Consider the following 24,643-nt stretch of genomic DNA (forward strand, 5'->3'; position numbering starts at 1 on the left):
GGGGAGACGAACCATGACCAGATTCAGCAAAGCCGCCGCGCTCGCCCTCGTCCTCGCCGCCACCCTCGGCCTTGCGGCCTGCGCGGAGGAAGACGCGAAGATCGTGCGCGTCGCCTCGAAGAACTTCACCGAAAACATGCTGATGGCCGAGATGATGGCCCGCATCGCCGAAGAGGACGGCCTGGCGGTGCAGCGGGCCATCCCCTACGGCTCCTCGGCGGAGACCTTCGAGGCTCTGAAGCAGGGGCGCATCGACCTCTATCCGGAGTACAACGGGACCGGCCTGGTCTATCTCGGCCAGCCGCCTATGACCGACGGCGATGCGGCCCTGGCGCGGGTGCGCGAGCTCTATGGCGCCCTCGAGCTGGATTGGCGTGAGCGCCTCGGCTTCTCCAGCGACTACGTGCTGGTGGTCCGCCCGGAGGTCGCCCAGGCCCAGGGCATCACCAGGATCAGCGATCTCGCGCAGTTGGCGAGCGTCGACTTCGCCACCGACGACACCTTCGTCGAACGTCCGTTGGACGGCCTCAACCCCTTGGTGCGGCGCTACGGGCTGCGGCCCGGCAAGGTTCTGACCTACAGCCTCGACGAAGGCGGCAAGGATGCCATCGCCCAGGCGGTGCTGGAAGGCGATGCCCTGGTCGGTGAACTGTTCCGCACCGACCAGCAGATCGACAGCTTCGACCTAGTTGTGCTGCAGGACGACCTCGCCTTCTTCCCGGTCTACGAGCCTTCCCCGCTGGTGCGCCGCGAGGCGCTGACCCGGTTTCCCGAACTGGGCCCCGCACTGGCCAAGCTGGAGAACAAGCTGACCGCCGACGCGATGCGCGAGATGATTGCCGAGGTCGAGCTGGAGGGGCGCAGTGTGGCTGCCGTCGCCTTCGACTATCTTGTCGCATCAGGCCTGCTGCAGGCGGCATCGGAAGCGGGCGACACCGGTGGCGGCGGGGCCGACCCCCTGGTGGTGGCGATGGGCGAGCTGGACTCGCTCGCCGGGCCGGCCGGAAAGGCCGTGCGCGCGGCACGCAGCGTCTTTCCCAAGCGCTCCGTCGTCGTCGAGCGCGCGCCCAACCCGCTCGATCTCGTCACCTCCGGGGCTGCACGCCTCGCGGTGGCCGGAGTCGATTCCTTCTACGACGTCGAGGGCGACAATGCCGTGCTGACCAGCCCGGCCGAAGCCTTGGGCGTGGTCGGCTTCCAAGTGGCCCATGTGATCACCCGCGAGAACGGCCCGGCCGGCCTGGCGGAGGTCGGCAAGCTGGGCGTCGGGCAGGCCGGCTCCTCCTCAGACCGGGTGGCGCGCATGGCGCTCGCCGGCATCGGGCTGGCCGAGGTGAACGTGGTCGCCGGCCAGGATGCGGAACTGGGCATCCAGTTCGAGGCCATGGCCAAGGGCCTGGTGGACGCCCTGTTCGTCATGGCCCCGCTCGGCGATACGGCGGTGCTGGAATTGCTGGAGGGCGGCTCGTTCAAGCTGCTGCCGATCCCGGGCTGGACCGAAGGCAACGCGCCGCTGCGCTTTTCCTTCCTGCGCCAGATCCAGATCCCGCAGGGCACCTACGACGGCCAGCAGGCCGCCATCGAGACGCTCGGGGTGCAGATGGTGCTGGCCGGTCCCTCCGGCGGACGGGAGGCTTTCGGCGCGCAGGGCCCCGGCACCACCGGCACGGCGGCGACGCAGCCCTTGCCGGCCTCCACCGTTCAGGAGCTCTCCAAGGCCCTGGGCTCGGCCGAGGCGGTCGACCCGGCAGCGCCCGCTGCCGCCGCGCTCAGGCCCACGCTCGACGAAGGTCCGCAGCCGCTCGTCGCCGACCCGGCGACCTCGCTGATCAACCTCGTCGCCAGCCTGTTCCTGGTCTGGATGGTCTATCTCCTGGTCGCCAGACCGCGGCGCGCGCCGGATCAGCCCAGCGACATCCGCATAACACCGGCCAGGTCGGCCGACAGCACCGGCGAGTGATCGGGGGAGGACGCGCCAATGACAAAGAAAGTACTGGTTCCCATCGACCTGGAACACAAAAGCTCCTGGGCCAAGGCGCTGCCCAATGGCGTCGATCAGGCCCGCATCCTGGGGGGCGAGGTCTGGCTGATGACGGTCGTCCCGCACATTCCCTCCGGTATCGATTGGCGCTATGCCATCCGCGGCGAGGAGCACGGCTCGATCGACTATGACGTGAAGGAGTTCGTCAAACAGGCCGAGGGGCGTTTGAAGGAACTGGCAGGCGAGCTGATTCCGGAAGATCTCTTCGGCGGCATCATCGCCGCCCACGGGACGATCTACGAGAAGATCGTCGAAGCGGCGGAGCAGGTCGGCGCGGATCTGATCGTCATGGCCGCCCACCGCCCCTCGCTGAAGGACTATCTGCTCGGCCCCAACACGGCGCGGGTCGCCCGCCATGCGCCCTGCTCGGTGCACATCGTGCGCGACTGACCGCAACCGGCGTGCGGACCTTCAGCCGCGCGCGTCCTGCAGTCCGTAGAAACCGTAAGCCGCCGCCAGGTAGGCCTTGCGCAGGAACGGCAGGGGAAAGCGCGGCAACGGCGCGCGCAGCACCGCCGGCAGGGCCTCGGCTCCCTGGCGCCCGGCGACCAACGCCGCCAGCGCCCGCCCGGCATAGGCGGTCAAGGCAACGCCGTTGCCGTGATAGGCCAGGGCGGCGAAAAGACCCGCCTCCCGGCCGCCGCCACGGCCTTCTTCCAGAGCGCCGACAAAGGGCACCAGCGGTTGGCTGAGACAGACCAGCCCGCGCCAGAAGAACTCCGTCTCAACCTCACGCCACAGAGGAAAATGCCGCTCGAAAGCATGGCGCAGGCGCTGCGCACCACGCTCTGCGGCTGCCGGCGAGCCCGACACCCCGCCGCGCCCGCCGAAAAGAAACCGACCGTCCGGCAGCAAGCGGAAGTAATGCAGCAGCCGGCGGCTGTCGGCGCACATGGTGGTCGCCGTCCAGCCCTGCGCCGCCCGTTCCGCTTCGCTCAGGGGCCGGGTGACCAGGATGTTGGAGAGCACCGGCAACAGCCGGCCCGCCAGTCCGGGCAGGCGCTGCTCCTCACTGTAGCCGTTGGTCGCGATGATGACCTTGCGGGCGGAGAGCCGGCCCTGCGGCGTGACCAGCAGGAAGCCGGCAGCGCTGCGTTCCACGGCGAGGACGGGCGAGTTGCCGAAAACCCTGACCCCGGCGTCGACCACGGCGCGCGCGAGGCCGCGCAGGTACTTCAACGGATGAAGGCCGGTGCCCAGAGGAACCAGGAAGCCGCCGTGAAAGCCGCTGGCTGCGAGCCCCCGCCCGGCCAGGTCTGCAGGCGAGAGAATCTCGGAGTCGAGACCGAAGAGCCGGCGCAGGGTCTCCTGCTCGGCGCGCATCTCCACCAGCCGGCCCGGGCGGTGGGCGAGCACGATCTCGCCTTCCCCCGTCAGATCCGCTGCGATACCGCGGCGGGCGCAGAAGTCCTTCACCAGATCGATGGCTTCCGTCTGAACCTGGAAGAAGCGGCGCGTCTCTTCGCGGCCGTAGCGGCGCTCCATGGCGCCATAGCCCAACTTCGCGCCGCCCAGACAGCAGAAGCCGCCGTTGCGCCCGGAGGCGCCCCAGCCGGGGGTCCCCGCCTCCAGCACGGCGACATCCATACTGTCTTCTTCGGCCAGGCACAGCGCCGCCGTCAGGCCGGTATAGCCGGCGCCGATGACGGCAACGTCACAGGCCGCCTCCCCCGCCAGGGCGGGTGTCTCGCGGTCCAGCGGCGGGGCCGAAGCCTCCCAATAGCTGCCGACCGCCGCAGCGCGGTCGTAGAGGCTGGGGTGATAGAGACGGGTCATAACAAGGGTCTATTGGATTTCACGGTTCCTGCAAAGGGCGGCCCGCTCTAGGAAGAGTGGCCCGGGCGCGCTATGCTCCGCGAAACAGGCATCAGAACCGGGGATCGGAACCATGGGCTTCTTAAGTAAGCTGTTCGGCGGTGGCGGCGGCGAGACCGCCGCCCCGAGCGCTGAGGCGATCGAGTACAAGGGCTTTCAGATTCAACCGGCAGCGCGGCGCCAGGGCGGCCAATGGCTCACCGCCGGCGTCATCCGCAAGGAAGTCGACGGCGAAGTGAGGGAACACAGTTTCCTGCGCGCCGACACCCACGCCTCGCAACAGGATGCAGACGACTTCGCGCTGGTGAAAGGGCGGCAGATCATCGACGAACAAGGCGACCGCCTGTTCAAGGACTAGGCACCTTTCTTCCGGATTGGCCCCATGAACCTCGATGCCTTTCGTGACAGCCTTCAGGCCGGCGAACCGCCGGCGGGCCTGAGCCTGCCCCTCGCCGCGCTGTGGCAGGCCGCCAAGGGCGACTGGGATGCCGCCCACCGCCTGGCTCAGGCCGACGACAGCGCCGCGGGTGCCTGGGTCCATGCTTATCTGCACCGGGTGGAAGGCGACGAGAGCAACGCCGGCTATTGGTACCGCCGTGCCGGCAAGGACCACCCCAAAGGCCCCTTGGACGAGGAGTGGACGGCCATCGCCGGCGCCCTGCTCTGATCCCGTCGGAACACTCTATCGCCGCGCATTTGCAACCCGCATACCGGCTGGCGTCGGGCGCAGCGAGCGTTCGATGAACTCGCCCAGCGCTTCGGCGGCCGTGTTGTGTTTCTTCTTGCTGCGGTAGAGACGGACCACCACATCGCCGAGGGCCGGCAGCCCGCTGGCCGGACCCAGCACCGGAACCCCCTCGCCGATGGTGCCGGCGGCGAAGGCCGAAACGCCCAGCCCGGCCAGCACCGCGGCCTGCAGGCTGGCGGTGCAGGCCGCGGTGTAGATCAGGCGATGCTCGATGCCGCGGGCGGCGAGACCCTCCAACATGGCCTCCCGATAGAAGCAGCCGGCCGGGTAGACCGCGAGCGGCAGCGGCGTGTCCTGCCTTTGCAGGAGTTGGCCATGGCCGACCCAGAGGATCGGCTCGCGCCAGAGCACCTTGCCCGGCGGTGCGTCCTGGCGGGGCTGACGCATGAGCACAAGATCCAGCTGCTCGGCACGCAGCATTTCGGTCAGATCCACCGCCATACCGGAGACCACTTCGATCTCAAAGGCGGAGTGCAGGCGCATGAAGCGGTTCAGCAGCGGCGGCAGCTGGGTCACCGCCAGTCCTTCCTGCGTGCCGAGCCGCACCTTGCCGGACCCGACCGGCAGACGCAGGGCAGCCACGGCATCGCTTTCGATGCGCAGCAGATCGCGCGCATACCCCAAAAGAACAGCCCCCTCCGCCGTGACCGCGACCCCTTGCTTGGAGCGCACCAGCAGCCGCGCCTTGGTAAGAGCCTCCAGCTTGGAGATCTGGTTGCTGATGGTCGACTGGGAGCGCCCGATCCGGTGTCCGGCCCCGGTGAAACTGCCGGCCTCCACCGCCGCGACAAAGGTCCTCAGCAACTCCAAGTCAAGCTGAGGGCGGGGATAATGCACCGGTGCGTGCCAATCCATCGAAATCCCCTCTGACATGTATCCGAATTACGAATGTGACATAGGGTTGTGGTTTGAGCAATCATTGGGGTTACTCGGTACGCTGTGCCTCTGACAGGAAGGCAGGAAGATGGAAGAGCGGATCCAGGATGGGTTGCTGCGCGGGCTTGCCGGTTTCTACCCCGGGTCCGAGCTGCTGAAGCGGTTCGGAGACCATATCCAATCCTTAGTTGAGGCTGCAGAGCAGACGGCAGAGGACGGCGATCCTGAACGCCACATCGCCGCCTTGCTGGCGTTGGAGGCTGTGCTGCTGAGCGACCTGCTGTCCGATCCGGAAGCGCGCGAAGTGGTGCATGGCGAGGACCTGCAGGCCGCCATGGCGACCAGCCAGCGGCTGTTCGCCGATTTCGAGTGCCGCCTGGAAGACGCCTTCGTAGCGGACATCGCCCGGGTCAAGGATCCACAGCGCTACCTCAGCGACTGCGAGTCGGAAACGCGCGGCTACCTCGCCCGCTACCGCGCCTTGGCGGCCGCGGAGGTCGCCCTGGCCGGAATCGGCCCGCAGGACCGGGTCGTCTTCGTCGGCGCCGGATGCCTGCCCGTCACGGCAATGGAGTACGTGCGCCGGACAGGCTGCCGGGTGGACGCCGTCGAAATCCTCCGCGACAGGGCCGCGCAGGCCGGCGCGGTCATCGAACGCCTGGGCCTGGCCGACAGCCTGCAGGTGATCCCCGCCGACGGGCGCACGGTCGACTTTGCCGGATACAATGTCATTCTGGTGGGGGTTCTGGCCGAACCCAAGGCCGCGATCTTCGCCCGCATCGCGGGCAGCGCCGCCCCGGACAGCCGCGTGCTCTGCCGCACGACGGAGGGCCTGCGTCAGTTCATCTACAAGCCGACGGCGCCGGAGTCCCTGCTGCCCTATCAGGCCCAGGCGATCAGCCGCGCCCGCGGCTTCCAGACGCTCTCCACCCTGTGCCTGGGGCGGGTGTCGCTGAAACCGGACGGCGCGGCCTGATGGAAACCCACCTCGGACTGCTGAGTGTTGCCGGCGTCTGGGCGATCGCCGCCATGTCGCCGGGGCCGAACTTTCTGATCTCCGCACAGTCCACCCTGCTGTTCGGGCGCAGGAAAGGTCTGGCCACCGTGTTGGGCATCGTCTGCGGCACCGTGGTCTGGGGGCTGGCCGGTTTCTTCGGCCTCTCCGCCGTGATGGCCGCCGCGCCCGGTGCCTTTCTCGTGCTTTCGGTCATCGGCGGCGGCTACCTCATCTATCTCGGCCTGCGCCTGGTCTACAGCGCGCTCGGCGCGTCCGGCCTGGGCGCCGCCTTGCAGGAAAATCCGCCATCGGAAGTGTCGGCCTGGCGCCGCGGTCTGCTGACGAACCTCGCCAACCCCAAGACCGTCGCTTTCGTCGGCAGCCTCTTCATTGCGACCCTGCCGGCCCCCGCGCCGCTTTGGGTCGGGCTTGCCGCCGTGACCATCATGGCCGTCACCTCCTTCACCTGGTACTCGCTGGTGGTCGCCACCCTGGCCTGGCCGCAGATCCGCGCTGCCTATGGCCGTGCCCAGGGCTGGATCAACGCCACCGCCGGCATCGTCTTCGTGTTCCTCGGTCTTCGCCTGGCTGTCTCCGACCTTCCGACTCTGGCAGCCGGCGCCTAGTGCGGTCCCCGGGAGGGACGCTTCCGGCGCTCTCCGGCGGACCCGTCGATTGCAGTCAATCCCCTTCCCCCAAAGCTTTGTGCAAAAGGAGACGTCACCGTGTCAGATGCTGCTGATCTCTTGATTGCCAACGACAGTCCCTCGGAGGCTTCCACGCTTGACCTGGCAAGCGTGGAGGTCTCCGCCAAAAGCTTCCTCGGCCTGGCGCAGCCGTCATGTCTGACAGAGACCCTGCGTTTGCGGCTCACCGACCAGTGCTATCTGCCAAAGGCCGATGCGCCCTTGCGGGACTGGGTCGCGCGGGTGGCCTGCCCGGCTTTCCTGGCCTACCGCCGCAAGCACCCGGAGGCCGCCGCGGCACTCAGGCGGTTCTGCACGATCGGCACCGGCGCCGGCCTGGACGCTCTGGCCGCAGCGGAGGTGCTGAAGCCCGCCATGATCGCAGTCACCGACCTGCACCGCGCCGTGGTCGACCAGGCCATGGCCAACGTTCTTGCCAACCTGAAGCGGCCGGACAGCGTCATCCTGCGCAGCGGCGTGGGCGATCTGCTCGCTCCTTTTGCCGGCAGCGGTCTCAGCTTCGACCTGATCTACGAGAACCTGCCGAACATTCCGCTGCCGGCAGACATCTCCCTGGAAGACGGACAGGCCAGTTCCAGCTTCATCGCCCCGCGCAGGGAAGCTCTTCCGCCGCTGGCCCGCGATTTCCTGCTGGACCTGCATGTCGCCTTCCTGCTGCAGGCGCGCGGCTTCCTCAGCCCCGGCGGCAGGGTGCTCTGTTCCATCGGCGGGCGGCTGCCGCTGCGCGCCATGCTGCACAGCTTTGCGGCCGTGGACTTCAGTGCCGAGATTCTGCTCTACAGCTGGAAAATCCAGAGCGAGCCCGAGGAGGTGATCGGCGGTTATGCCGAAGCACAGAGCAACGGCCGCGGGCCCTTCCACTTCTACCTGGCCGAGGATCTGGACGCGGCCTTCGCCGGCGCCGCGCCGGTGCAGTCCACAAGCGAGGCGCTGGCCCTGGAAAGCGCGCTGGCGCCCAAGCGGATCGACCCGGCCAGCGCCCTCAAGCTGCACCGGGCGGGCAGAACCATCGGCCACACCACAGTCGTGATCGAAGGACGGCCGACCGCAGGGAGTTAAGAGCCAGCGTTTCGCCGCCGCGGCATGCCGACGCGCGGGACCGCGGCGAGCAGTGCCTGGGTGTAGGGATGCCGGGGGGCGTTGAAGACGGATTCGACGCCCCCTTCCTCCACCACCTCGCCGTGGCGCATGACCGCAACGCGGTCGGCAACATGCCGCACGACGGCGAGGTCGTGGGAGATGAAGAGGTAGCTGAGGCCGAGGCGTTCGCGCAGGTCCATGAAGAGGTTCAGCACCTGGGCCTGCACCGAGACGTCCAGCGCCGAAACCGGCTCGTCGGCAACGATGAGATCGGGATGGGTAATCAAGGCGCGGGCGATCGCGATGCGCTGGCGCTGGCCGCCGGAGAACTCGTGCGGAAAGCGCTCCGCATCGCGCGGCTTCAGGCCGACGGAGTCCAGGACCTCGGCAATGCGCGCCTTGCGCTCGGCGGCGCTCACGCCGCTCTCCAGCGCGTCCAGCGGCTCGGCGATGGTCCAGCCGATCTTGCGCCGCGGGTCGAGGGAGCCGTAGGGGTCCTGGAAGACCATCTGCGCGTGGCGCCGCAGAGCCCGCAGACCGGCGGGCGGGAGCGCGAAGACATCCTGCCCCATCATCTCCACCCGCCCGGCCGTCGGCCTCTCCAGCGCCAGGACCGTGCGCGCCAGGCTGGACTTGCCGCTGCCCGACTCGCCCACCACGGCCAGGCTCTCCCCCTTGGCGAGGTGCAGGTTGACGGCGTTCAGCGCCCGGAAGCGCGGCGCCGGCGCCAAGAGACGTTCGCGCGGCAGGGGGTAGTCGAGGGTGAGGCCCTCGACGCGCAGCAGCATGGGGCCTGTCTCGCCTGCCGTCATGCCGGCAGCTCCGCGCCGTGCGGGTGGAGACAGGCGACGCGGTGCCCGTCCTCCAGCGCCCGCTCGGCCGGCGGGCCGGGCAGGCAGTCGGGCGCCGCCCGCGAGCAACGTCCCGCAAAAACACAGCCCTGAGGCCGGTGCTGCGGATCGGGAACGCGCCCGGGAATGGTGGCCAAGCGCCGCCCCGCCGGTAGGGCCCTGTCGAGGGCATGGGGCGAGGCCGCCAGCAGCCCGCGGGTGTAGGGATGGGCCATGCGCTCAAAGACCGCCGCCGTGGTACCGCGCTCCACCACACAGCCGGCGTACATCACCAGCATGGAGGCCGTGTTCTGCCAGACCACGGCGAGGTCGTGGGTGATGAGCATGAGCGCCATGCGCGCCTCGGCCGTGACATCGGCCAGGAGATCGAGAATCTCCGCCTGGCTGGTCACGTCGAGGGCGGTGGTCGGCTCGTCGGCGATAAGCACCGCCGGATCGCAGGCCAGGGCGATGGCGATCACCACCCGCTGGCGCTGGCCACCGGAGAGCTGGTGCGGATAGAGCCCGGGCGCAAAGCGCGGCTGCGGCAGGCCGACCCGGTCCAGCAGCTTTACCGCCCGGGTCTCCGCTTCACCGCGCCCGAGGCCCATGTGCCAGCGCAGCCCCTCGGCAACCTGGTCGCCGATGGTCTTCACCGGGTTGAGCGCGGTCATGGGCTCCTGAAAGACCATGGCGATGCGCCGGCCACGGATTTGGCAAAGCGCGTCCTCGTCCAGCGCCAGGAGATTCTTGCCTTCGAAGATGACATGCCCTTCCGCCCGGGCGGCCGCCGGCAGAAGCCCCATGACGGCCAGCGCCGTCATCGACTTGCCGCAACCGGACTCGCCGACAATCCCCAGCTGCTCGCCGGCCGCAAGGTCGAAGCTGACGCCGTCCAGCAGCGTCGCCGGACCCTCCGGCGTGGCGATGGTGACGCGCAGGTCCTGCAGGCTGAGCAGTGTCATGGCGTCCTCACCGCAGCCGCCGCAGGCGCGGGTCCAGGAGGTCGCGCAGGCCGTCTCCGAGAAGGTTGAGGCCGAGGACCGTCACCATGATGGCAAGGCCCGGAAAGACCGCGAGCTGCGGGGCGATGAACATCAGGGTCTGTGCCTCGTTCAGCATCTTGCCCCAGCTCGGGTTCGGCGGCTGGGTGCCGAGACCGAGATAGCTCAGACCCGCTTCGGCCAGGATCGCCAGCGCAAACTGGATGGTCATCTGCACGATCAGCAGGCTGGCGATGTTGGGCAGGATGTGATCGATGGTGATGCGCGTGCGCCCGCGCCCCGCGACCCGCGCTGCCAGCACGAAGTCGCGCTTCCAAAGACTGAGCGCCGCCGCGCGGGTCAGCCGCGCGAAGACCGGAATGTTGAAGATGCCGATGGCGATGATGGCATTGATCGCCCCGGGCCCGAAGAGCGCGGTGATCATCACCGCGGACAGCAGGGCGGGAAAGGCGAAGGTGAAGTCGTTGAAGCGCATCACGACCTCCTCCACCAGCCCGCGGCGGGCCGCCGCCAGCGCGCCGAGCGGCACCCCGATGCCGGCGCCGATGCCGACGGCGACCAGAGAAACGGCGATGGAATTGACCGCCCCGGCCATGATGCGCGACAGCACGTCGCGGCCGAACTGATCGGTGCCCAGCCAGTGATCGGCCGAGGGCGGCTGCAGCTTGCCCGGAATGTCGATGGCGCTGACGGTATAGGGCGTCCAGACCAGCGAGACCAGCGCGACTGCGACCAGCGTCAGGGTCACCGCAAGACCGATCATGAGGTTGGCCTGGCCGCGCCCGCGCTGCCAGTACTCGCGAAGGGCCGAGGTCTGCGTCTCAGACGACATGCTGGCCTCCGCGCAGCCGCGGATCGAGCACGGCGTAGAGCAGGTCGACCACGAAGTTGACGACCACCACGCTGGCGGCCAGCAGGATCACCAGGTCCTTCACCACAATGAGATCGCGCTGGGCGATGGCCTGAAAGATCAGGCGCCCGAGACCCGGCAGGTAGAAGACGTTCTCGATGATGATGGTGCCGGCCAGGAGGAAGGAAAACTGCAGGCCCATGATGGTGACCACGGGGATGAGGGCGTTGCGCACGGCATGGCGCCAGAGGGCGGCGCGGCGGCTGAGGCCCTTGGCCCGGGCGGTGCGCACGAAATCCTCGCCCAGGGTTTCCAGCACCGAGGAGCGGGTGACACGGGCGAGGATCGCCGCCTGCGGCAGGGCCAGCGCGACCGCAGGCAGGATCAGCGTCTTCAGCGCCGGCCAGAAGCCGGCATCCCAGCCCGCGAAGCCGCCCGCCGGCAGGACCTGCCAATGCACCGCGAAGAGCAGGATCAGCAGCATGGCGAACCAGAAGTTGGGAATGGCGATCCCCAACTGGGTGAACCCCATGACGCCCACGTCGGCGGGCTTGTTGCGCCGCGCCGCCGCCAGCACGCCGAGCGGAATGGCAAGCGCCGTGGAGAGCACGATGGCCATCAGGGCCAGCGGAAGGGTGAGGCCGATACGCTCGCCCACCAGTTCCCAGACCGGAACGCCATAGGTGTAGCTGCGCCCCAGGTCGCCGGTCACCAACCCGCCGAGCCAGACGAGGTAGCGCTCGGCCGCCGGCCGGTCGAGCCCCATCTCCGCCCGCAGCGCCGCCAGCGTATCGGCGCGCGCGTTCACGCCCAGGATGATGGCCGCCGGATCGCCCGGCAGCACCTCCATCACCAGGAAAACCAAAAGGCTCGCCACCAGCAGGGTGATGACCAGCGCGGTCAGCCGCTGAACGAGGAAGAGGGCCATGGCCTAGTTCGAGAACTCGACGAAGCTGGCGTGCCGTGCTGGATCACCAGCCTGCATGCTTCGCGACGCCCGCCAAGGCGGGCTCCTCAGCATGAGGATCTTTCTTCGTGCCATACAGGGTCTCCCTCATCCTGAGGAGCGCGGCCGGGCATCAGCCCGGAGGCGCGTCTCGAAAGACGCAGGGTCGCCCTGCAATTCAGAGCCTCAACCCGGCAACCTACGTCCCTACTGCCAAGAGACCGCGGTCAGGTCGTTGGCCTGCACCGGGCTGTTCTCCCAGAGGCCGACGATGTCCTTGTTCCAGACGCCATGCTTGGCGAGTTGGAAGAGAAAGACGTTCACCGAGTCCGCCGCCAGCTTTTCCTGCGCTTCGGCGAGCAGGCCGTAACGCGCGCCCTCCTCCACCGTGGTGTTGAGCTTGGCCATCAGCGCCTTGAAGTCAGCGTCCTGGTAATTGAAGTAGTAGGTCTCGCGGCCGTAGATGCCGATGTCCATGGGCTCGGTGTGCGAGACGATGGTGAGGTCGTAGTCGGTACCCTTGAAGACCTGCTCCAGCCACTGCGCCCACTCGACCTGGCTGATCTCGGTCGCAACACCCACGGCGGCAAGCTGGGCGGCGATGATCTCGCCGCCGCGGCGCGCGTAGCTGGGCGGCGGCAGCTTGAGGCTGAGCGAGAGCCCGTCACCGTAGCCCGCCTCGGCCAGAAGGGCCTTGGCCTTGTCCGGGTCGTAGGGGTAGCTGCCGGTCAGGTCGACATAGGCGGGGTGGTGCGGGGCGAAGTGGGTGCCGATGGGCGTGCCATAACCGAACATGGCCCCGTCGATCACCGCCTGACGGTCGACCGCGTGGGCCAGCGCCTGACGCACGCGCAGATCGCTGAGCGGTCCGCGGGCGTTGTTGATGGCGAGAATGGTCTCCCCCTCCGTGCTGCCGATCACCACCTTGAAACGGGGATCGGCCTCGAACTGCGCCAGCGCCTCAGGCGCCGGGAAATTGGCATAGGCGTCGATGTCGCCGGCCAGCATGGCCGCTGTCGCCGCAGCGGGATCAGGGATGATCTTGATGGTGGCCCTGGCCAGCCTGGCGGGCGTGCCCCAGTAATTGCCGTTGCGGACCATCTCGACCCGGTCGCCCTTCACCCAGCGCTCGAAGGCGAAGGGGCCTGTACCGACGGGATTGGTCTTGTTGTTGGCAACGCTTTCCGGCGCAACGATGACGGCATCGCCCCAGCCGAGATTGAAGAGCAGATTCCCCGCCGGCTGCTTCAGCGTGACCACCACGGTTTCCGCATCCGGCGTTTCCACCGAGGCGATCGACTCGAAGAGCCCTTTCTGCGCATTGGTGCTGTCTTCGGCCATGGCGCGGTCGAGGGAGAACTTCACGTCGCCCGAGTCAAAGGCGGTACCGTCGTGGAACCGCACCCCTGACCGGAGCGCAAAGGTGTAGGTCAGGCCGTCGTCCGAGACCTCCCAGCTTTCGGCCAGGGCAGGCTGTACGGCGCCGGCGCTGTCGATGCGGGTCAGGCCCTCGAAGATGTTGGCGTAGACCACCTCGTCGATGGCCGCCGCCGCCCCGGCAGTGGGATCGAGGTGCGGCGGCTCGAGCGGCATGGCCAGGGTAATGCTGTCCTTGGCGGCGGTGGCCGGCAGTGCGCCGAGGCCGATCAGGCCGCAGGCCACCACGCCCGCCTGGATGCTGCGTGCAAGAAATCTGTTCATCGGTCCGCTCTGCCTCCTCCTTGGCCTCTGGACGGGAGCATGGCCGCTGAACGGCGCCGTCCCCTGCTTTGCCGGAAGTTTAGCCAGCCGCGGCGCTGCCCAAAAGCGTCAATGTCGCAGAGGCCATGACCTTGGCGGAAGCAATCATATCGTCGATACCGACATACTCATCCGGCTGATGGGCCAGATCGAGGATGCCCGGCCCGTAGGCGATGCAGTCCTCCAGGTGGCCGACCCGCACAATGTGCTTCTGGTCGTAAGTGCCGGGGGAGACCACCTGTTCCGCCGGGCGGCCCAGCACCGACTCGATGGCGGCAGAGACCGCGCGCACCACCGGCGCCCCGGCATCGGTCAGGGTGGGCTGAAAGGCCAGCACCTCTTTCAAGGCATAGTCGAATCCGGCGCGGTCGTGCTTCAGGCTCTCGAGGATCGAGACGATCTCGTTCTTCACCGCCTCCGGATCCTCTTCGATGAGGTAGCGGCGGTCGAGCACCATGCGGCAGGAGTCCGGCACCATGGGCGCCGGCAGGCCCTCGTAGTCTTCGGCGAGGCCGCCGTGGATGGCGTTGATGTTGAGGGTCGACTGGCGCGCGCCCTCCGGCACCACCGGCATGGCGGTGCGCTTTTTCGCCAGGGCGGGGTAAAGCTCGCTCTCCAGGCGCTGCAGGAAGGCGCCCATATGGCGCACGGCGCAGTCCCCCAGGAAGGGCATGGAGCCGTGGGCGATGTGACCCTTGGTCTCCACCTCCGCCCACCAGACCCCGCGGTGGCCGATGCAGACCCGGTCGACGTTCAGCGGCTCCGGGATAATCACGTGGTCGACCCGCGGCCGTGAGAAGAGGCCCTGCTGCGCCAGATAGCCGACGCCGGCGTAGCCGCCGGACTCCTCGTCGACGGTGCCGGAGATCTCCAGCGCCCCGGCAAAGCCGCCGCCCTCCTTGACCCGGGCCTCTTCGACCAGGGCCTCGACGGCGATCACCGCCGCGGCGATCCCGCCCTTCATGTCGCAGGCGCCGCGGCCATAGACCCGGCCGTTGCGCACCACCGGCGCGAAGGGATCGACCGACCAGCCGCGGCCCGCCGCCACCACATCGATGTGGCCGTTGAAGTGAACGCAGGGGCCGGGGCGGCTGCCTTCGATGCGGGCGACCACGTTGGTGCGCGGATAGCGCGCCGAATCGCCCACCACGCCTTCGGCACGGTGATAGGAGACATCGAAGCCGCGCTTGCGCAGCCGCTCCCCGAGAAACTCGGCGCAGGGCGTGTAGGCCTCGCCCGGCGGGTTCACGGTGGGAAAGCGGATCAAGTCGCAGGTCAGCGCGACCAGGTCCTCCTGCTTCTCCTCGATACGACGAAAGACGGCATCCTGCATGAATGCCAGCTAGCCACAGAGCGCCACCGGGGCGCAAGCGATAGCCGACACAAAGCAGAGTGGGGGGATCGGGGAACAGGGAAAGGACAGAAATGTCACAAAAGCCCCCTTCGCCCCTGCAGCGAAGCCCCCACCTATAGACCTGGAGAGAGCGCCGAGCCCGAGGATCGACGATCAGAGGAGACGCGCCATGCCGATTCCCACCGACCTTCTGCAAGCCAAGCAAACCGTTGCCCCACGGCTGCTGCGCGCCGCCCTGCGCGGCGGCACCGTAACCGCGCGCCGGCCCTTGGGAGTCTCCGGGCGAATCTCCGGCGCGATCGCCGCCGCCGGCGCCAATGTGCATGCAGTGGGCGTCGGCAAGAAGGTCGTCGCCGGAAAGGCGACGAAGCAGAGCTGCGTACGCTTCTATGTGGCGCAGAAACTGCCGCTGTCCCTGCTGGCGCCGCGCGACCGCCTGCCGGAGACCATCGACGGATTGGTCACCGACGTCATCGAGACGGCGCCTGCCTTCGCGCTGGGCAGCACCGTGGTGAAGAAGCCGCCGTCGAAGACGGCAAGGCCTGCCGCGAAGCGCCGCAGCGCAACGCAGCAGGAGGACTGCAGCGAGGCCAGGCAGTCCCGCCAGCGTCCGGTTGTCGCCGGCATCAGCGTCGCCCATGAGGACGTGACAGCCGGCACACTCGCCTGCTTCTGCCGTTCGACCCGCAATGGCGACGATCCCGGCCAGGTGCTGGCACTGAGCAACAACCACGTCCTCGCCGATACCAACCGAGCGCTCATCGGCGACGACCTGCTGCAGCCGGGCCCAGCCGACGGCGGATCGGTAACCGACCGCTTCGCGACGCTGCAGCGCTTCCAGGAAATCGTCATCGACGGACAGACGCCGAACCGCATCGACGCCGCCGTCGGCCTGCTGCTGCCGGAGACCGAAAGCCGGGCGGAGGTCTGCAGCATCGGGCCGCTGTCCGGCGCCGAGCGCGGTGTCGAGGGTATGGAGGTGCGTAAGCACGGGCGCACGACCGGCTATACCGAGGGCGTGGTCACGGACGAGTCCTACGACGCACTGGTCGGCATGGACGCCTTCGACCCCGCTGCCGTGGCGCTCTTCGTCGATCAGCTGCGTATCGAGGTGACGCCGCCCTACAGCGCCATCGGGCTCGGCGGGGACAGCGGGTCGCTGATCGTCAACCGGGCCGCGGCCCGCGCGGTGGGCCTGTTCTTCGCCGGACCGCAGAGCGGGGTTTACGGCATCGCCAACCAGATGAATGATGTGATGGAGAGCCTGGAAATCGAACCGATCTAGGAAGCCTGACCGATGGGCGACCCTCTGGACGAAGCGAAGCAGCGGCTGAAGCACCGCCTGCTCGGCCGCTGCGGTATCCACGCGGTGGGGATCCGCCGCGCGGACAACGCGGTCTGCCTCTATGCCGCGGCGATCGAAGACGCCGAGCTGGTCGCACTGCTGCCAGAGATCGAAAGGGAGGTCGCGCCGCTGCGGGTTCTGCTGATCGAGGAGGCGCCGCCCAAGGCCGCGGGCTGAAGCCGGCAAAGCCGCTTTTGCTCAAGTCCCATCGCGCTTGCGGTCACGAAACAATCGCCAGCGGCGCCCCAGGTACCAGAAGAGACCCCAGGGCAGAAGCCGGCGCAGCCGGCGGCGCCAGCCGAACAGCGGCGGCTCGCCCGGCGGCATGGCGATGCAGCGCAGGCCTTTGACGGCTGGGCGGCCCTCGCCGTCCTGCGGTTCGCGGACGCGCAACGCCTCCGGCCCGAGATGTAGCTCCATACGCTGCGGTGCTTCAGGCGCGATGGGATCGTAACCGCTGAGGGAAAGCCAGCCGTCGTCCCGGTCCTCCAGGCGGTAGACGACCAGGACCTGGGCTGCCGCGGGCGCGGTCAGGGGGTCGCGCAGCAGCTCCACCGCAAGAGGCTGCCGCTGCGCCAGCGCCGCCTTGATGCGCTCCAGAGTCTCGGCGGTCCGGGCCCTCAACCAGGCGCCACCGCCAGGGACCGGCGGTTTGAGATCCAGGTCCACGGCGACCGAGGTGAAAAGCCCGGTCTCCGACAGCTGACGCTCGAGACTGCGGCTGATCTGCTCCGCCGGGATCCAGTTGTCGGCAATCCGTCCGGCGGCGGCCCGCCAGACCAGGGAGTCCGCCGCATTGTCCTCGGCCCAGGCGTGAAGCCGTCGCAGCAGATAGGGCTGCAGGGCGGCCCAGCGCTCCCTGTTCGCCGCGTTGGTGCCGCCCCCGGGGTCGGGGCGCGGCGGGGCGAGGCGGGCCCGGTAGTGATCGACGGCCGCAAGGGCCAGGACGATGCGGAACAGGGCTTCGGGCTCCGCGGGTGTCGCCGCCAGGCGGTCGACCAGGGCGGTGGCGCCGAAACGCCGGGCCTCTGCGGCGAAATCGCTCTCCAGGCGCGCCTTGGCCGAACCCGCGGCAACCCGCAGGCGTTCCGCGACAGCCGCTGCCTCCCTGGGCTCCAGCTCCCAAAGGTCCCAGGGCCCGGGATCGTCCAGCCAGGGCCGGAACCAGCTTTCAAGCCTGGCCACAGTCAGGATCTCTCATGTCTGGTTGCGGACAAGGGAGGCGTGCCTGGGGCGCGGCGGACAGAGGGGTAGTCTTCAGAACTACCGCGATCGCTGTTTTTTTGCAGCACCCTCACCGCCGGTGCCGGCAGCCGAGGCCGCCATGTCGCGGGCAGCGCCGGTTTCCTCGTACCACCGGCCGAGGGCATCCAGCGCCTCGCGCGAGGTCTCGCGCTGGGCGGTCAGCTCCAGTCCGCAGCCGGCGCAGACGATGGGTTGCCCGGACAGCACCGCGGCAACCGGCAGGGGCAGCGGGCGGCTGCAGGATGGACAGGGGATTTCCCCGGGCTGCGTTGCCGTCATGGCCTAGTCGTCCTTGCTTTCACGCGTGCCGTCTTCACTCTGTGCTTCTTCACTCTCTGTTGCGGTCACCGCCTTCTGGCCGGTCGACTCCCCGGCCAGCGCCAGAAGCTGGGCGAGGCCGGCCGGCATGTCGGCCTGTTCTATGCGCAGCTTCATCTTCAGGAGCATATCGACCGAACGCCGGTCGCCGGGGCGCTGCTCGCGGGCGAAAGCGGCGCGCAGGGTCGCCGGCGGTTCGCCCAGCGGCCCCTGGCGCTTGGTGGTCATCAACTGGTTGATCTCGGCCTGGCGCTGCGGCAGCGCCTCGGTCTGGATAATCTTGACGGTGTAGTCCAGCTCCGCGTCTTTGATCTGCAGCGCCGGGATCGGCAGCATGGAGAGCAGCGGGATCTGCACTTCGACCTCTTCGTCGCTGCCGTCGGCATTGCTGCGGCGGCGCTTGAAGCGGGCCATCTGCAGGTCACCCAGTTCGCCCATGCCGTCGCCGTTGCCGACAAAACCCACCGAGCGGATGAAGCGGGCCGTCGCCATGGCCGACTGCGCCTCGGCATCCACCAGGGCATGGATCGGCGCACCGATGAGCTGGGCCAGCGACAGCACCGAGCCCTGCGGGTCCGGCAGATCACCACGCGAAGACGACGGGCCGCCACTGCTACCGCCGCCGTCATCACCCCCACCAGGCGGCTCGCCGTTTCCGGCGGGCACCGGCACCGCCGCGTCCTCCGGTGTCTCGTCAGACATTGCCGCTCTCCTTTCTGCGCGCGCCTACTCGGACGTCAGGGCGTGGCGCGTCGTGCGGTCGCCCACCTTCACTTCCGTCCAGACCATGTTGCGCACCACAGCCTTGATCTTGACGCTGGACAGGGCCGCGTCGCTCAACTGGGAAAGCTGACCGCCCTCGATCATGATATCGAGACGGGTATCGCTGTTGCCCTGCCAGATGGTCTTGATCGGTCCGGCCATGGCCGCCACCGCCTGCTTGATGGCGTCTTCGCCTATAATCGGCAGGATCAGCTCGCGCAGATCCCGTTTCATCTGCTGTTCGGCCTCTTCATCGCGGGTGAAATCCTCCTTTGCGAAGGCCTCCATGGCCCAGCGGAAAGGCCGCTCCAACTCGCCCAGGACGAGCGCGGCATTGAAGTTGCCGTCATCGTCGATCATGTGAGTGTAGGACTCGATGAAGTAGCGCAGCACCTTCTGGCGCATCTCGATGCGCAGGGCGGTCGAGTTGAAACCCTTGCTGAGATACTTCCACCAGCTCTCGTTGAAGGCCTGGTCATCCTGGTTGCGCGCCCGCGCGATGTCGAGAAAGCTGGCAACCAGGCGCTCCACCGAACGCTCGAAGAGAACGGCGGCGTTGGCTTCCTGGCTTTCGTTGTTCACCTCGCTGTCCGGAACGCCGGCAATGGAGAACTTCAGATCGATCTCCACCTCTTCGAAGTCGGCGCGCGGCACCGGAAACTTGCGCAGGAGGTAGTCGTTCTCGTAGTAGCGCGCGATCGAGCGCGAATAGAGATCGGCGCTAAATCGCGCCTTTGCCAGGTCCCTCAGGATCGCCCCGACGATCTGTTGCAGATCGGCCATCTTCGCCTACGCCGCCTCCCCCTTCATGCGGACGTTACCCGCCCCAGAGCGTCTTCTAGCCTGCGCTCCAGGCACTATGCCATCCGCCGAGCCAATCCAACAGACGCCGCCAGAGGCGGGTGTGGACCGGACGGGATCTGGCAAGGGTGCTGGGGCGGCCCGGCAGACTCTTGAGCTCAGGCGGCCCCAGCGCGATCAGTTTCCCCGGGAACCGCCGCCCCCGCCGCCACCGCCGCCAGCACCGCCGCCGCCGGTCTGATCCGTCACAGGCGGTGGTGCCTGAATGGTGTCGGCCAGGATGTTCAGCATCTTGGCCAGACCGGCGGGAAGTTCGTCCTGTACGGCATGGACATGCACGTCGATGGTGGTCTCCACCGAGTACTTGGAGTTCTTGGTCGACTCCGAGTCTTTCTTGGAGGAGATCGAGGCTTCCAGACTCGCCTTGAAGAAGAGATAGCGGGCGCTGGCATTGACCTTGGCGCTCTTGCTGGTCGACTCCACCGTCTTGTCGGCGCTCTCCTTGCTGGAGGTGATGTTCGCCTTGAAGTCGATGGTCATCTCGTCGATGCGGATGAAGGGGATCGGCACGATCGTCAGCAGCGGCACCGTGATCTCGGTTTCCGTGCTGCCCTTCTTGGCGGTGAAAGTGATGTTCTGGACCGCGCCCTTGTCGTCGAACCCGATGGAGCGGATGAAGTTCACCGACGAGACGGCCGCCTTGGCCTGCGCTTCGATCGCCGCGTCGAGCGGGCCGCCGATCAAGGACCCGAACGGTAGTGCCTGCAGTTCGCCTGCTACGGCCATAGTCTCCCCTCCGTTGACGAGCCCGCGGCGAAGCGCGTCCCCCTGCCCGCAAGGCGAGCAGGCTCCCTGACGCTGCCGCGACGGCTCGGCTCACAACCCAGGGCCGTTCCTGCGGACAGCGATGTAACCTTCCGGAGGAATCGACCGATTATTTTCACAGCATAGCGACGTTTTCACTAGGGGCCGTGACAAATAAGAGTCAGAGAACGGTGAGGAGAGTCGATGTACGACGCTCAGGCGGAGGCCGGCAGGATCTTCGTGCGGACGAGCAGGTGGCGCAGCGTGAACCAGCGCGGTGTCCGCGCCGCATAGTCGCGGTAAGCCTCGCCATGGACATTCGACAGGTGAGTCTCTTCAAGACGCACCTGCAGATGCAGCACGACAACGCCGACCACAAGACAAAGCAGAGTAAAGCCGCTGGGGAAGGCCAGAAAGAACCCGAGCTGGGCGACCTGGACCATCAGGAACATCGGGTTGCGGGTCCAGGCAAAAGCCCCCGTCGTGATCAGGGGCGGCGGGCCGCCCGCAGTCACGAGGCCGGAGCGCCAGGCTTCGCCCATGGTCAGATTCAGAACCACGACCACCGTAAAGGCGCCCACCATCACCGCGACGCCGGTGACAACAACGGCCGGCGTCACCATCCAAGGGAAGGCGAGCAGATAGCTATCGAGCTGAGGCCAGAACGCCCGGGCGAGCATGGCCAGGGTGATCGCGCTGCGAAAGAAAACGAAGGTCTTGGCCAGCCACCAGGCTTGGCTGCCGACGGCGCCGTGCGAAGCCGCCGAATGGCCGAGGGCGGAGCGACGCCGTGTCAGGCGCAGGATGTAGAACAAGGCTACGCCCGGGAAAAACAGCGCAAGGAACCAGCGCACGGCATCCAGGATTTGCGGCTCTGCCACCTCTTGAACCCATTTTGATTGTCGGCAGGACTATAGCTGCAACACACCACTGAAGCATTAGAAGATGATTAATTAACAAATAAACGATTGTAGATCAGGCTTTTATCCTGGCCATCTCCGGGTCGATCAGCGGTCCGAGGTGCAGGCGGCAGGGCAGCCGGTCGCCGGCGACCTCCAGGGCGTAGTCGCCAGCCTCCAGATAATCCCGTCCGATCGGCGCATCGGCGCGGACGTAGCCGTAGCCGACCGGTCGCCCCAGACTGTGACCGAAGCCGCCGCTGGTCAGCCAGCCGGCACGGGCCCCGTTGCGGAAGATGGTCTCGCGTCCCAACAGGACGACCTCCGGGTCGTCAGGCAGGAAGGCGGCAAGGCGCTTCTTCACACCGGCGCTGCGCTGGGTCTCCAGGGCCGTCCGGCCCCGGAAGTCGCACGATCCGCCAAGCTTCACCGCCCAGCCCAGGCCGGCCTCCAGCGGCGTATGATCCGGCCCGATCTCCGCAGCCCAGGCCCGGTAGCCTTTTTCCAGCCGCAGCGACTCGATGGCCCGGTAGCCGGCATTGCAGAGCCCCGCGCTGGCACCCGCCGCACTCAGCGCCTCATAGACCGCAACCATCGATTCCGTGGGCACGTGCAGTTCCCAGCCGAGCTCGCCGACATAGGTCAGGCGCAGCGCCCAGACGGTGGCCCCGGCAATGGGAAGGGGCCGCGCGGCAGCAAAGGGAAAGGCCGCGTTCGAAACGTCCGCCGGGGTCACCGCCTGCAGGATATCGCGCGCCCGCGGGCCCATCAGCGCCAGCACGCCGTAGGCCGAGGTGACGTCCAGCAGTTCGGCACGCGCGCCCGCCGGCATGCTGCGGCGGATCCAGTCGAAGTCATGGGTGGCAAAGCCGGTGCCGGTGACGATGTAGTAGCGCTCGGCAGCCAGGCGCGTCACCGTCAGGTCGCATTCGATGCCGCCATGGTCGTTCAGCATCTGGGTGTAGATCACGCTGCCCGGCGGCCGCGTCACGTCGTTGGCACAGATCCAGCCCAGCGCCGCCTCCGCATCCGGGCCCTGCAGCAGGAACTTGGCAAAAGAACTCTGGTCGAAGAGCGCCGCGGCCTCGCGCGTCGCCCGGTGTTCGCGGGCCACCGCCCCGAACCAGTTCTGGCGGCCGAAACTGTAGACGTCTTCCGGTACCTCCCCCGCCGCAAGGTCGGCGAACCAGTTGGGCCGCTCCCAGCCCAGCTTCTCGCCGAAGCAGGCACCCTGATCCTTCAGGATCTGATAGAGCGGCGAGCGCCGGCAGGGCCGCGCCGAGGCATGCTCCTCATGGGGCCAGGCCATGGTGTAGTGCTTGCCATAGGCCTCCAGGGTGCGCCGGCGCACCCAGTCGGTATCGGCGTGGGGCCGACCGAAGCGCCGGATGTCCACCGGCCAGAGATCAAAGGGCTGCTCCCCCTTTGCGACCCATTCCGCCAAGGCCATGCCGGCACCGCCGCCGGAGGCGATGCCGAAGGCGTTGAAACCGGCACCCACGAAGAAGCCAGCCAGCTCCGGCGCCTCGCCGAGAATGAAGTTGCCGTCGGGGGTGAAGGACTCGGGACCGTTGATCAGTTGCTTGACCCCGGCGCGTTCCAGCGCGGGCACGCGACCGAGCGCCAGTTCCATCATCGGTTCGAAGTGATCGAAGTCGGAGTCCAGCAGGCTGAAGTGGAAGTCCGGCGGGATGCCGTCCACCGCCCAGGGGATCGGGTTGGGCTCGTAGCCGCCCATCACCAGACCGCCGACCTCTTCCTTGTAGTAGGTGAGCCGGTCGGGATCGCGCAGGGTCGGCAGGTCGCGGGTCACCCCCTCGATGGGCTCGGTCACCATGTACTGGTGCTGGACCGAAACCAGCGGGACGGTGACCCCGACGCCAGCCGCCAGCGTCCGCGACCACTGCCCGGCGCAGCAGACGATTGTCTCGCAGGCGATCGTCCCCTGCGGAGTCTCCACCCCCGCGATGCGGCCGCCGTCGTCCAGCACGATCCGGGTGACCGGCGTGTCTTCCATCAGCGTCACGCCGGCCTGCCGGGCGCCCTTCGCCAGCGCCAGGGTGATGTCGGAGGGGTTAGCCTGGCCGTCGCTCGGCAGGAAGGCCGCGCCCACAACGTCGTCCACTGTCATCAGCGGCCAGAGGGCTTGTGCTTCCTTGGGCGTCAGCAGTGCCATCTCCAGGCCGAAGGAATGGGCCGTGGTCGCCTGGCGCTTCACCTCGGTCCAGCGCTCTTGGTTGCAGGCCAGGCGCAGGCCGCCGTTGCGCTTCCAGCCGGTGGCCTGTCCCGTCTCCGCCTCCAGGCGGTCGTAGAGGTCGACGGAGTAGCCGAGCAGCTGGGTGATGTTGGCGGAGCTGCGCAGCTGGCCGACCAGCCCGGCCGCGTGAAAAGTGCTGCCGGAGGTGAGCTTGTGCCGCTCCAGGAGCAGGCAGTCGGTGATGCCGAGCCTGCCCAGGTGATAGGCGGTCGAGCAGCCGATGATGCCGCCGCCGATGATGATGATCTTCGCAGACGAGGGAAGCTGGCCCATAAAGGCTCCTCAGAGTGCCGCAAAATCCGTGTGAGCACGCTCGAAACGCCGGCGGTTCTCCGCGGTATAGGCGGCGTAATCGAAGTCCAGGGTTGAGTGGATCTCGGAGACCATGGACCAGAGCGTTTCGCGCAGTAAGGACGCGCATTTCATGGCGCTGAAGCGGCGGTAGAGCGCCGCGTCCGCCGGCGCCTCGAAGTAACGCGCGAGCAGATGGCGTTCCAGGTCCCGGTCGAGCCCGCAGTTGGTCGCGAGATTGGCAAGGTCGAAGAGCGGCGATCCGAAGCCGGCGTAGTCCCAGTCGATCAGCCAGAGCCGGTCGCCGTCGTCGAGGATGTTTCCCGGCAGCAGATCGTTGTGGCAGAAGACCAGATCGATCTTTCCGACGGCCACTTCCAGGTCCTCGGTGATCTGGAGCAGCTCCGGCAGATCGGCGCGGTGGCGGCTCCCGCCCTCTTCCAGGGCGCGCCCGTAGTCGCGCAGCACGTGGAAGGGCCAGAAGGTCAGGGCCGGGCCGCGGAAGACGCGCGCCACCTGCCAGTGCACCCTTTGCAGCAGCGGCACAAGGCGGTCGAGCATCGCAGCGGCGCGCAGGTCGGCCTCGCCCAGGGTGCGCCCCTCGACGAAACGCACCACCAGAACGCCGCGCTCGGCATAGACCACCTCCGGCGACACCCCGGCCGCCGCCGCGGCGCGACTGGCCGCCGCTTCGTTGAAGCGCATGACATGATGCACCGGGATGTCGTCGCCCAGGCGCACGACATAGCCCGCATCCCCGTCGACCACGTGGAAGTTGACGTTGGTGATGCCGCCTTCAAGCGGCTGAGGGTCCACCGGGCCGGACCATAAGGAAAGGCCCCGCACCCGCGCCTTCAGCGCTTCGAGATCCCCCACGCTCGTCATCCCTCAACCAGCAAATCCTCGCCGCGCGAGTGTGCCGGGTCGGCCCAG

General features: G+C 68.0%; 25 protein-coding genes. 9 read left to right on the forward strand and 16 right to left on the reverse strand.

The window, feature by feature from the left end:
- Positions 1 to 13: 13 nt before the first annotated feature.
- Both Q0982_RS19175 and Q0982_RS19180 read left to right on the forward strand, forming a co-directional pair.
- A complete protein-coding gene (locus Q0982_RS19175) occupies positions 14 to 1,960 on the forward strand; it encodes a glycine betaine ABC transporter substrate-binding protein (RefSeq protein WP_299398337.1) in 1,947 nt (648 codons plus the stop codon).
- Positions 1,961 to 1,978: 18 nt separating this feature from the next.
- Entirely contained in the window at positions 1,979 to 2,431 is a 453-nt protein-coding gene (locus Q0982_RS19180) for a universal stress protein (protein WP_299398340.1), read from the forward strand.
- A 21-nt stretch (positions 2,432 to 2,452) separates the two neighbouring features.
- On the opposite strand, the gene Q0982_RS19185 is transcribed toward Q0982_RS19180, so the two are convergent.
- Complete coding sequence (locus Q0982_RS19185; RefSeq protein ID WP_299398342.1) at positions 2,453 to 3,817, reverse strand: FAD-binding oxidoreductase; 1,365 nt, start codon at positions 3,815 to 3,817, stop codon at positions 2,453 to 2,455.
- 112 nt (positions 3,818 to 3,929) lie between these two features.
- On the opposite strand from Q0982_RS19185, the gene Q0982_RS19190 reads away from it, so the two are divergent.
- The gene (locus tag Q0982_RS19190) at positions 3,930 to 4,214 is read left to right on the forward strand and encodes an HlyU family transcriptional regulator (RefSeq protein ID WP_299398345.1); all 285 of its coding nucleotides are present in this window, start codon (positions 3,930 to 3,932) and stop codon (positions 4,212 to 4,214) included.
- A 24-nt stretch (positions 4,215 to 4,238) separates the two neighbouring features.
- Positions 4,239 to 4,523: a hypothetical protein gene (locus tag Q0982_RS19195; protein WP_299398347.1), complete on the forward strand. Its 285-nt coding sequence runs from the start codon at positions 4,239 to 4,241 to the stop codon at positions 4,521 to 4,523.
- A gap of 15 nt (positions 4,524 to 4,538) precedes the next feature.
- Here Q0982_RS19195 and Q0982_RS19200 read toward each other — a convergent pair whose 3' ends face one another.
- Positions 4,539 to 5,459, reverse strand: a complete 921-nt coding sequence (locus tag Q0982_RS19200; RefSeq protein ID WP_299398349.1) for a LysR substrate-binding domain-containing protein — start codon at positions 5,457 to 5,459, stop codon at positions 4,539 to 4,541.
- A 109-nt stretch (positions 5,460 to 5,568) separates the two neighbouring features.
- Here Q0982_RS19200 and Q0982_RS19205 point away from each other — a divergent pair, with 109 nt between their 5' ends.
- The 3 genes from Q0982_RS19205 to Q0982_RS19215 all read left to right on the forward strand — a co-directional run bounded on the left by Q0982_RS19205 (position 5,569) and on the right by Q0982_RS19215 (position 8,243).
- Complete coding sequence (locus Q0982_RS19205; protein ID WP_299398351.1) at positions 5,569 to 6,456, forward strand: nicotianamine synthase family protein; 888 nt, start codon at positions 5,569 to 5,571, stop codon at positions 6,454 to 6,456.
- The gene (locus tag Q0982_RS19210) at positions 6,456 to 7,103 is read left to right on the forward strand and encodes a LysE family translocator (protein WP_299398354.1); all 648 of its coding nucleotides are present in this window, start codon (positions 6,456 to 6,458) and stop codon (positions 7,101 to 7,103) included. Before Q0982_RS19205 ends, Q0982_RS19210 begins: the two co-directional genes overlap by 1 nt.
- Positions 7,104 to 7,202: 99 nt before the next feature.
- Positions 7,203 to 8,243 (forward strand): class I SAM-dependent methyltransferase, encoded by a 1,041-nt coding sequence (locus tag Q0982_RS19215; RefSeq protein ID WP_299398355.1) that lies wholly within the window; start codon positions 7,203 to 7,205, stop codon positions 8,241 to 8,243.
- Here Q0982_RS19215 and Q0982_RS19220 read toward each other — a convergent pair.
- From Q0982_RS19220 to Q0982_RS19245, 6 genes are all read right to left on the reverse strand, one after another.
- Positions 8,240 to 9,076 carry an ATP-binding cassette domain-containing protein gene (locus tag Q0982_RS19220; RefSeq protein ID WP_299398358.1) on the reverse strand — a complete coding sequence of 279 codons (837 nt, stop codon included), beginning with the start codon at positions 9,074 to 9,076 and terminating at the stop codon, positions 8,240 to 8,242. The two genes, Q0982_RS19215 and Q0982_RS19220, sit on opposite strands and share 4 nt — an antisense overlap.
- The gene (locus tag Q0982_RS19225) at positions 9,073 to 10,059 is read right to left on the reverse strand and encodes an ABC transporter ATP-binding protein (RefSeq protein WP_299398361.1); all 987 of its coding nucleotides are present in this window, start codon (positions 10,057 to 10,059) and stop codon (positions 9,073 to 9,075) included. The genes Q0982_RS19220 and Q0982_RS19225 overlap by 4 nt, the downstream gene beginning before the upstream one ends.
- A gap of 7 nt (positions 10,060 to 10,066) precedes the next feature.
- Positions 10,067 to 10,930 (reverse strand): ABC transporter permease, encoded by an 864-nt coding sequence (locus tag Q0982_RS19230; RefSeq protein ID WP_322097072.1) that lies wholly within the window; start codon positions 10,928 to 10,930, stop codon positions 10,067 to 10,069.
- Positions 10,920 to 11,876 (reverse strand): ABC transporter permease, encoded by a 957-nt coding sequence (locus Q0982_RS19235; RefSeq protein ID WP_299398363.1) that lies wholly within the window; start codon positions 11,874 to 11,876, stop codon positions 10,920 to 10,922. Before Q0982_RS19235 ends, Q0982_RS19230 begins: the two co-directional genes overlap by 11 nt.
- 225 nt (positions 11,877 to 12,101) lie before the next feature.
- Complete coding sequence (locus Q0982_RS19240; protein WP_299398366.1) at positions 12,102 to 13,595, reverse strand: ABC transporter substrate-binding protein; 1,494 nt, start codon at positions 13,593 to 13,595, stop codon at positions 12,102 to 12,104.
- A 79-nt stretch (positions 13,596 to 13,674) separates the two neighbouring features.
- A complete protein-coding gene (locus tag Q0982_RS19245) occupies positions 13,675 to 14,967 on the reverse strand; it encodes an acetylornithine deacetylase/succinyl-diaminopimelate desuccinylase family protein (RefSeq protein WP_299398368.1) in 1,293 nt (430 codons plus the stop codon).
- Positions 14,968 to 15,157: 190 nt separating this feature from the next.
- Here Q0982_RS19245 and Q0982_RS19250 point away from each other — a divergent pair, with 190 nt between their 5' ends.
- Entirely contained in the window at positions 15,158 to 16,273 is a 1,116-nt protein-coding gene (locus tag Q0982_RS19250; protein ID WP_299398370.1) for a hypothetical protein, read from the forward strand.
- Positions 16,274 to 16,285: 12 nt separating this feature from the next.
- Positions 16,286 to 16,510, forward strand: coding sequence for a hypothetical protein (locus Q0982_RS19255; RefSeq protein ID WP_299398371.1), 225 nt, complete (start codon positions 16,286 to 16,288; stop codon positions 16,508 to 16,510).
- 21 nt (positions 16,511 to 16,531) lie between these two features.
- Here the strand turns inward: Q0982_RS19255 and Q0982_RS19260 are convergent, their stop codons facing one another.
- The 8 genes from Q0982_RS19260 to Q0982_RS19295 all read right to left on the reverse strand — a co-directional run bounded on the left by Q0982_RS19260 (position 16,532) and on the right by Q0982_RS19295 (position 24,595).
- Complete coding sequence (locus tag Q0982_RS19260) at positions 16,532 to 17,518, reverse strand: hypothetical protein (protein WP_299398373.1); 987 nt, start codon at positions 17,516 to 17,518, stop codon at positions 16,532 to 16,534.
- 78 nt (positions 17,519 to 17,596) lie between these two features.
- Positions 17,597 to 17,857 (reverse strand): hypothetical protein, encoded by a 261-nt coding sequence (locus Q0982_RS19265; protein ID WP_299398375.1) that lies wholly within the window; start codon positions 17,855 to 17,857, stop codon positions 17,597 to 17,599.
- 3 nt (positions 17,858 to 17,860) lie between these two features.
- Positions 17,861 to 18,598 (reverse strand): DUF2589 domain-containing protein, encoded by a 738-nt coding sequence (locus tag Q0982_RS19270; RefSeq protein ID WP_299398377.1) that lies wholly within the window; start codon positions 18,596 to 18,598, stop codon positions 17,861 to 17,863.
- Between the two features lie 24 nt (positions 18,599 to 18,622).
- Complete coding sequence (locus tag Q0982_RS19275; RefSeq protein ID WP_299398379.1) at positions 18,623 to 19,441, reverse strand: hypothetical protein; 819 nt, start codon at positions 19,439 to 19,441, stop codon at positions 18,623 to 18,625.
- Positions 19,442 to 19,636: 195 nt separating this feature from the next.
- Complete coding sequence (locus Q0982_RS19280) at positions 19,637 to 20,245, reverse strand: DUF2589 domain-containing protein (protein ID WP_299398381.1); 609 nt, start codon at positions 20,243 to 20,245, stop codon at positions 19,637 to 19,639.
- Positions 20,246 to 20,478: 233 nt separating this feature from the next.
- Positions 20,479 to 21,144 (reverse strand): isoprenylcysteine carboxylmethyltransferase family protein, encoded by a 666-nt coding sequence (locus Q0982_RS19285; protein WP_299398383.1) that lies wholly within the window; start codon positions 21,142 to 21,144, stop codon positions 20,479 to 20,481.
- Positions 21,145 to 21,238: 94 nt separating this feature from the next.
- A complete protein-coding gene (locus Q0982_RS19290; protein ID WP_299398385.1) occupies positions 21,239 to 23,692 on the reverse strand; it encodes an FAD-dependent oxidoreductase in 2,454 nt (817 codons plus the stop codon).
- A 9-nt stretch (positions 23,693 to 23,701) separates the two neighbouring features.
- Positions 23,702 to 24,595 (reverse strand): phosphotransferase, encoded by an 894-nt coding sequence (locus Q0982_RS19295; RefSeq protein ID WP_299398388.1) that lies wholly within the window; start codon positions 24,593 to 24,595, stop codon positions 23,702 to 23,704.
- Between the last annotated feature and the right edge of the window lie 48 nt (positions 24,596 to 24,643).

Origin of the sequence: Pelagibius sp. (assembly GCF_028281305.1) — a bacterium.
GTDB lineage: Bacteria > Pseudomonadota > Alphaproteobacteria > Kiloniellales > Kiloniellaceae > Pelagibius.

What these genes read in the sequence shown, in the direction of transcription:
- Q0982_RS19275 (WP_299398379.1), bottom strand. Translation starts at nt 19,441, where the DNA reads ATGGCCGATCTGCAACAGATCGTCGGGGCGATCCTGAGGGACCTGGCA.
- Q0982_RS19195 (WP_299398347.1), top strand. Translation starts at nt 4,239, where the DNA reads ATGAACCTCGATGCCTTTCGTGACAGCCTTCAGGCCGGCGAACCGCCG.
- Q0982_RS19220 (WP_299398358.1), bottom strand. Translation starts at nt 9,076, where the DNA reads ATGACGGCAGGCGAGACAGGCCCCATGCTGCTGCGCGTCGAGGGCCTC.
- Q0982_RS19225 (WP_299398361.1), bottom strand. Translation starts at nt 10,059, where the DNA reads ATGACACTGCTCAGCCTGCAGGACCTGCGCGTCACCATCGCCACGCCG.
- Q0982_RS19235 (WP_299398363.1), bottom strand. Translation starts at nt 11,876, where the DNA reads ATGGCCCTCTTCCTCGTTCAGCGGCTGACCGCGCTGGTCATCACCCTG.
- Q0982_RS19265 (WP_299398375.1), bottom strand. Translation starts at nt 17,857, where the DNA reads ATGACGGCAACGCAGCCCGGGGAAATCCCCTGTCCATCCTGCAGCCGC.
- Q0982_RS19270 (WP_299398377.1), bottom strand. Translation starts at nt 18,598, where the DNA reads ATGTCTGACGAGACACCGGAGGACGCGGCGGTGCCGGTGCCCGCCGGA.
- Q0982_RS19290 (WP_299398385.1), bottom strand. Translation starts at nt 23,692, where the DNA reads ATGGGCCAGCTTCCCTCGTCTGCGAAGATCATCATCATCGGCGGCGGC.
- Q0982_RS19250 (WP_299398370.1), top strand. Translation starts at nt 15,158, where the DNA reads ATGCCGATTCCCACCGACCTTCTGCAAGCCAAGCAAACCGTTGCCCCA.
- Q0982_RS19190 (WP_299398345.1), top strand. Translation starts at nt 3,930, where the DNA reads ATGGGCTTCTTAAGTAAGCTGTTCGGCGGTGGCGGCGGCGAGACCGCC.
- Q0982_RS19175 (WP_299398337.1), top strand. Translation starts at nt 14, where the DNA reads ATGACCAGATTCAGCAAAGCCGCCGCGCTCGCCCTCGTCCTCGCCGCC.
- Q0982_RS19240 (WP_299398366.1), bottom strand. Translation starts at nt 13,595, where the DNA reads ATGAACAGATTTCTTGCACGCAGCATCCAGGCGGGCGTGGTGGCCTGC.
- Q0982_RS19185 (WP_299398342.1), bottom strand. Translation starts at nt 3,817, where the DNA reads ATGACCCGTCTCTATCACCCCAGCCTCTACGACCGCGCTGCGGCGGTC.
- Q0982_RS19230 (WP_322097072.1), bottom strand. Translation starts at nt 10,930, where the DNA reads ATGTCGTCTGAGACGCAGACCTCGGCCCTTCGCGAGTACTGGCAGCGC.
- Q0982_RS19295 (WP_299398388.1), bottom strand. Translation starts at nt 24,595, where the DNA reads ATGACGAGCGTGGGGGATCTCGAAGCGCTGAAGGCGCGGGTGCGGGGC.
- Q0982_RS19205 (WP_299398351.1), top strand. Translation starts at nt 5,569, where the DNA reads ATGGAAGAGCGGATCCAGGATGGGTTGCTGCGCGGGCTTGCCGGTTTC.
- Q0982_RS19200 (WP_299398349.1), bottom strand. Translation starts at nt 5,459, where the DNA reads ATGGATTGGCACGCACCGGTGCATTATCCCCGCCCTCAGCTTGACTTG.
- Q0982_RS19180 (WP_299398340.1), top strand. Translation starts at nt 1,979, where the DNA reads ATGACAAAGAAAGTACTGGTTCCCATCGACCTGGAACACAAAAGCTCC.
- Q0982_RS19245 (WP_299398368.1), bottom strand. Translation starts at nt 14,967, where the DNA reads ATGCAGGATGCCGTCTTTCGTCGTATCGAGGAGAAGCAGGAGGACCTG.
- Q0982_RS19210 (WP_299398354.1), top strand. Translation starts at nt 6,456, where the DNA reads ATGGAAACCCACCTCGGACTGCTGAGTGTTGCCGGCGTCTGGGCGATC.
- Q0982_RS19255 (WP_299398371.1), top strand. Translation starts at nt 16,286, where the DNA reads ATGGGCGACCCTCTGGACGAAGCGAAGCAGCGGCTGAAGCACCGCCTG.
- Q0982_RS19280 (WP_299398381.1), bottom strand. Translation starts at nt 20,245, where the DNA reads ATGGCCGTAGCAGGCGAACTGCAGGCACTACCGTTCGGGTCCTTGATC.